This window comes from Streptomyces sp. SID5910, assembly GCF_009862125.1.
In the GTDB taxonomy this organism is placed as follows: Bacteria; Actinomycetota; Actinomycetes; order Streptomycetales; family Streptomycetaceae; genus Streptomyces.
The window spans coordinates 1-5,538 of the sequence record NZ_WWHX01000905.1; the positions used below are offsets into that span (position 1 = coordinate 1).

The following is a 5,538-nucleotide window of genomic DNA, read 5'->3' on the forward strand; positions in this document are numbered from 1 at the left end:
GTACGCCGACGGACGGTGAGACCGCTGGCGGTGGTGGCGGGCGGGGCGGGCTCGGCGGCCGCCGGGGGCACGGGGTGGGGTGTCGGTTCGGCCTGTGCCGTGGCCTGGGCCGCCGCGGGTACGGGCTGCGGTGCCGGTTCGGCCTGTGCCGTGGCCTGGGCCGCCGCGGGTACGGGCTGCGGTGCCGGTACGGCTTCTGCTGCCGGCTCGATCGCGGGTACCGGCGGTGCGGCGGGCGTCTCGGGACGGGCCGCGGGGGCCGCCGACGAGGCGGAGGTGACGGCGGTGACGGCGGTGCCGGCCGCTCCCGGCGTGACGAGGAGGTTCTTCGGCAGCACGATCATGGCGCGGGTGCCCTGGTAGATGTTGGGTGCGGTCAGCTCGACCCGGAAGCCGTAGTTCTCCGCCAGCAGGGACGCCACGCGCAGCCCGGTCTGGGGGTGGGCGCCGAGCCGGGTGATGTCGTCGCGCTGCTCGCCGGACATCACGTCGCTGGCCCACAGCAGCCGCTCGTCGTCCATGCGCAGTCCGGCGTCGTCGACGATCAGGAAGAACGCGTGGTGGCCCTGCTCCAGCGACACATGGACGCTGGCCGCGGGCGGGGAGTAGCGCAGCGCGTTGTCCAGCAGCACCGCGAGGGCGTGCACGACCGCCTCGACCGCGCGACCCTCGACGGAGACGGACCCCAGCTCCGGGTGCTTGATCCGCTCGTACCCCTCGATCCGGCCCATCGCCGCCCGCACGATGTCGGTCAGCGAGGTGGCGGGCCAGCGCCGGGAGAGCTTGTCCCCGGCGAGCACGGCGTACCCCGACGCGGTGAGCAGCATCTGCTGCGTGAGGTGGTCGATCTCCACCAGGGTCGCGTACGCCTCGTCGGAGATGTGCCGCCGTACGCCCTGGCTGACGGACCGGCCGAGCCGCGCCGCCCGTGCGACGACGTTGTTGGCGAAGCCGCGTACGGCGGCCCGGGCGACGCCCAGGGACTCCTGCCGCACGTGCGCGATCTGGCGTTCCGTGTCCTGCCGGATCTGGTCGGCGGTCCGGGCGGCCGCCGCCCGCTCCTGCGTCCGCACCTCACCCACCGCCGAGGCCAGCGCCCCGGGGAGGGCGAGCAGGCGCTCGGCGAGGGGAGTGCCGTCGAGGTTCGGCGGGACGGTGAGGGCGGCCCGGTGGCCGTCGGCGTTCTGTCCGGCGGAGGCCGCCGCGGGGATCACGGTGGCCGTGAAGTGGCCCACGCACTGCTCGGCCGCGAGGAGTTGCAGGGTGAGCCGGTCGGCGTGCCGGCGCAGCAGCTCGGTCTGGTGCCGGGCCTGGTCGCGTGCGCGCCGGAAGTACCAGGCGGCCCCGGCTCCGGCCACCGCCAGCAACAGGGCGCCGGTCAACAGCAGTTCAGTCATCGGGTCCTCACGGATGGGGAAGCCGTCGGGGTGGGGGAGGGGCGGCCCGGTGGGCACGGCCGGGATCCGGGCTGACGAGACGGTGCCGAGGCGGGCCGGCGACCGAAGGCCTCAACAAGCCAGATTCAGCGGGTGTCTCCCGGCCCGCGGCACAGGCACGCGGCGGCCCTCGACGCTCCCCGGCGGCACCGACCGGCATCGCACCCCCGCCGCGGGCCCCCGTGCCGAGGATTCAGCGGCGCTGACATCGGTGAGGGTGCACGACATGGATCTCCCGGGGACGAGCGAGGGCCTGCGCGAGCGGTGGGACGACGGGCGGAGCGGGCTCGCGGCAGCGCAGGTTCGTTCCTGCGGGCACCCGAACTCCCGCGCCCGCCAAGGGCATTCGGCAGGGACCATACCGCTTGTGCTCACGCGTTGTGGCAGCTCGGTGACCAGGGGACGCCGTCCCCGGGAGTATGAGGCGAAAAATGCGCGGTTGACGGCCAACTGGCTTTGGCCGAAAAGGTAGTTGGTGTGTGAGCAGGTGTCCTGCTAGTCAGCGACCGGGCCCGGGGCAGGTGCTGTGGGCGCCCCGAGCGGGCCTGGGTGTGCTCACTGGACGCTCCAGCGATGCGGGTGCGCCGGGTCGGCGGGGCAGGCGAAGACGTTCAGTTCACCGTGGTTGCCGACGACGACCTGGGTGGGCGTGGCGAAGGGGTGCGGCGGCAGGTCCCGCTCCTCGACGGGCTTCCAGCTCCCGCTGCCGCCGTCCCACTCGGAGGAGTCGATGGTGAGCAGCAGCTCCATGGGAGCCGCGCAGGTCCGGCAGTCCATGGCGTAGGGATCGGTGAGATGCCAGGAGGCGTACCCACCGGCACGCCACCCGGGCGGTATGGAGAGGTCGTACTGATACCCGACGGCTCCGGCTCCCCCGTCTCCCTCCTCATCCTCGGCTTCCTCCTCGCGGGCCTCGTCCCAGGCGTCGAGCCGGTCGCACAGGTCCTGGGGCAGGAGCCCGGCGAACGGATAGGTGATGACCTGCTCGGGGTGCAGCACGCAGGGCTCGGGCACGTACCCGGCGTAGCCGACCACGTCCGGCAGTGGCGGCGCGGTCAGCACCTCGCCGACCTCGGCCGACCTGCGCCAGCGCAGCTCCAGGTAGGACTCGTAGCCCGTCCTGCCATGCGCGTCGAAGGGGCACCAGAACACCTGGAGCAGATCGCAGCCGTCCGGCCCGGGCAGGAGGTCGGGAACGTCCCGCCGGTACAGCTGGGCGAGGCCGATCATCGGCACGGGGTCCGTCTCGGAGACGCCGGGGACCCGGTACGTCCGCTGAAGCTCGTCGAGCGTCTCCCGCTCGGCGTCACTGAGCCCCGCCCGCACGCCCCGCTTCCGCGCCGCCGCCCACAGCTCCCGCTCTCGACGGATGTCCGCGAGCCGCCGCCCCTTGTCGCGCCCGTGCGGCTGGACACACACGGGCCACGGCTCGTCCACGGGCCACAGCAGGGGCCCGCCCACGGAACTGTCCTCCACGCGAGGGCTCCCCGCCCGCGGATGCAGCCGGGTGGTGGTGCCCCGATGGCCGGCGAGCTCGGGGAAGTGGGCCTCGATGTCGAGCGGGCGGGGCGGAGTGGTCCTGGTCATGCCGCAGACTCTCTCACCGTCCAGCCCACCTCGGACGCCGAGGCCCGTGCCACCAACCGCCCCTGACCTCACCGTATTCCGGTACCGCGCGGCGAACGGCGGCACTACATTGACCGGCGGACGATACCCACCCCGCCCCAGGAGCCACCGCCGTGACGCATCATCCCGTCGACCACGAACTGATCGAGGCCGCGGCCGACGTCGCCCGCACGCGCGCCCACGGCGACAACCACACGATGGCAGCGGCGGCCCGCACCCGGGACGGCCGCATCGTCACCGCGATGAACGCCTACCACTTCACCGGCGGCCCCTGCGCCGAGCTGGTCGTCATCGGCGCGGCGGCGGCGCAGGGCGCGTACGACCTGGACACGATGGTCGCCGTCGGCGACCGCGACCGGGGCGTGGTCCCCCCGTGCGGCCGCTGCCGCCAGGTCCTGGCCGACTACTTCCCCGACCTCAAGGTCATCGTGACCACGCCCACGGGCACCCGCACGCTGCCCATCACGGACCTCCTCCCGGTGACGTACGTCTGGTCCGACCACCAACTGGAGCCGGACGGGGCGGGTACGGCGTCCTGAGCGCGCAGGCGGCCGGTTCGATATCGGATCGTGTGAGGTGGTCGCCCGCTGGCACGCTGCCCCCATGGATCACGCAGAGGTACTTCTCATCGGAGGACGAGCTGGCGTAGGCAAGACGACGGTCGGGTGGGAGGTTTCGGCTCTGCTGCGTTCCGAGGGGATCGCTCACGCGATTGTCGACGGTGACTTCATGGGTCAGGTACATCCGGCACCGGAGGGAGACCCTCACCGCGCGGAGATCACCGAGTGCAATCTGACCGCTGTGTGGGCGAACTTCGCCCAGCGCGGCTACCGACGCCTGATCTACACGAACACCATGAGTGTGCTGCCGGAGGCGACGGGCATGTTCGAGCGTGCCATGGGGGCCGGGGCGGTGATCGTGCGCGTCCTGCTCACCGCCTCCGACGCCACTGCCCGCGAGCGGCTGGTGGGACGAGAACTCGGCTCGGAGTTGGAGCGCGAGCTGGAGGGAAGTGTCCGCAAAGCGCGGCTTCTTGACCAGCGAGCCTCCGCGGGAACGGTGCGCGTGGCGACGGACGGACGGCTCGTCGGTGACATCGCGCAGGACGTGGTCGCCGCCACCGGTTGGGCCGGGCGCGGTGGGCGACGCGCTGAAATGGAGGGCGGTGCCCCGTGTGGCCACGGGTGAACGGCATGCGGGCGCTGGAGCTCGGCACGGCCGGTGAGCTGCGGGAACGGCTCAACGCCCTCGTCCTGGCCGGACGGAAGACAGCGACGACCGGGCTGCTGGCCGAGTACGTCGAGGAGACGGAGGGCCTGGAGTTCGAGGGCGAGCGCCTGGCACTCCTCGGCAACGACGGAGACTGCGTCGCCACGATCGAGATCACCGGCGTAGGGCTGACGCCCTTCGGCGGGGTCACATGGGAACATGCCGCCGCCGAAGGAGAGGGCGACCGGTCCGGTTACGATTCCGCCGACACCCGCACCGAACTGGACCGGCGGGGACTGCGCGGGCAGATCGCGCACAAGGGCGAGAAAGCGCCGATCCAGGCGAGCCGGCGCTGGCACGTTGAGCGCACCCATGCCTGGCAGAACGCCTTCCATCGCCTGGCCCGCTGCTACGAACGCCGCACCACTGTGATCAACGCTTTCTTCGACCTCGCCGACACCGTCATTACCGTCCGCAGCCTGATCCGGCGAGCGTGGACCACTCACCGCTGGGACGACCGTCCCCAACGTCGACAATGAGAAACCCCGATCAGGGCCGACTCTTGCTGAAAACGGCCCGCACGACATTGTCCGGGGCACCGCTCGCCTCGGCGATCAGCTCTCCGCCGGCCGACCAGATTCCCGAGCGGCCAGACGTGCGGTCGAAACCGCCGCCGGTCGGGCCCGCGAAGGCCGCCGTGGCAACCCACACATCATGGTCCGCGGCGACTCGCAGGGCGCGCTCGCCATGAACGTCGGCCTCGTCATCGGCGTGGACAACCCCCGCTACATAGCCATCGATACCCAACGCCGCCGTCTTCGCGGCATGCTCGGGGATACCGGTGTCACGGCAGATGGCGAGCCCCAGCCGCCACCCGTCCACTTCGATCACGGCCGGTTCCCCGGGCACGAAGCGGGCGGCCTCGCTGTCATGAAGGCAGACCTTCCCATAGGCCACGCGCGCGCCCTCTCCGTCCACAGCCAGGACGCCGATACGCGGACCCGGCACGGGTGCACCGACCAGGGCGAGTGTCCCGGTCTCGGCGCACGCCGCGACGATCGGAGCCAGCCGTGCATCGTCCGGGGAGACCGGCGCGGCGTCCAGTTCGTATCCCGTCAGCGACATCTCGGGGAAGACAACCACCCGCGCGTCCGCCGCACGAACTGCCTCCGCGTGGGCCATCGCGTTGGCCGTCACGTCATATGCCACACACCGCGGTTGCGCCACCGCGATGCTCAACCGCTGCTCCACCCTGACACCTCTCGTT

At 72.1% G+C, this 5,538-nt stretch carries 5 protein-coding genes and 2 pseudogenes; 4 read left to right on the forward strand and 3 right to left on the reverse strand.

The window, feature by feature from the left end; translation table 11 throughout:
* A partial coding sequence (locus tag GTW67_RS32455; protein ID WP_237519143.1) for an ATP-binding protein occupies positions 1 to 1,397 on the reverse strand: 1,397 nt, incomplete at its 3' end.
* Positions 1,398 to 1,991: 594 nt separating this feature from the next.
* Complete coding sequence (locus tag GTW67_RS32460) at positions 1,992 to 3,023, reverse strand: hypothetical protein (RefSeq protein WP_161168331.1); 1,032 nt, start codon at positions 3,021 to 3,023, stop codon at positions 1,992 to 1,994.
* A 152-nt stretch (positions 3,024 to 3,175) separates the two neighbouring features.
* On the opposite strand from GTW67_RS32460, the gene GTW67_RS32465 reads away from it, so the two are divergent.
* From GTW67_RS32465 to GTW67_RS37220, 4 genes and pseudogenes are all read left to right on the forward strand, one after another.
* On the forward strand, positions 3,176 to 3,601 hold the full coding sequence (locus GTW67_RS32465; RefSeq protein WP_161168332.1) for a cytidine deaminase: 426 nt from the start codon (positions 3,176 to 3,178) through the stop codon (positions 3,599 to 3,601).
* Positions 3,602 to 3,665: 64 nt separating this feature from the next.
* Positions 3,666 to 4,250, forward strand: coding sequence for an ATP-binding protein (locus GTW67_RS32470; protein WP_161168333.1), 585 nt, complete (start codon positions 3,666 to 3,668; stop codon positions 4,248 to 4,250).
* 5 nt (positions 4,251 to 4,255) lie between these two features.
* Positions 4,256 to 4,510 (forward strand): annotated as a pseudogene (locus tag GTW67_RS37215) (ASCH domain-containing protein); the annotation flags it as partial.
* Between the two features lie 9 nt (positions 4,511 to 4,519).
* Positions 4,520 to 4,810 (forward strand): annotated as a pseudogene (locus GTW67_RS37220) (transposase); the annotation flags it as partial.
* 10 nt (positions 4,811 to 4,820) lie between these two features.
* Here the strand turns inward: GTW67_RS37220 and GTW67_RS32480 are convergent.
* Positions 4,821 to 5,538 (reverse strand): carbon-nitrogen hydrolase family protein (locus GTW67_RS32480; RefSeq protein ID WP_237519144.1); only part of this gene is annotated, 718 nt, incomplete at its 5' end.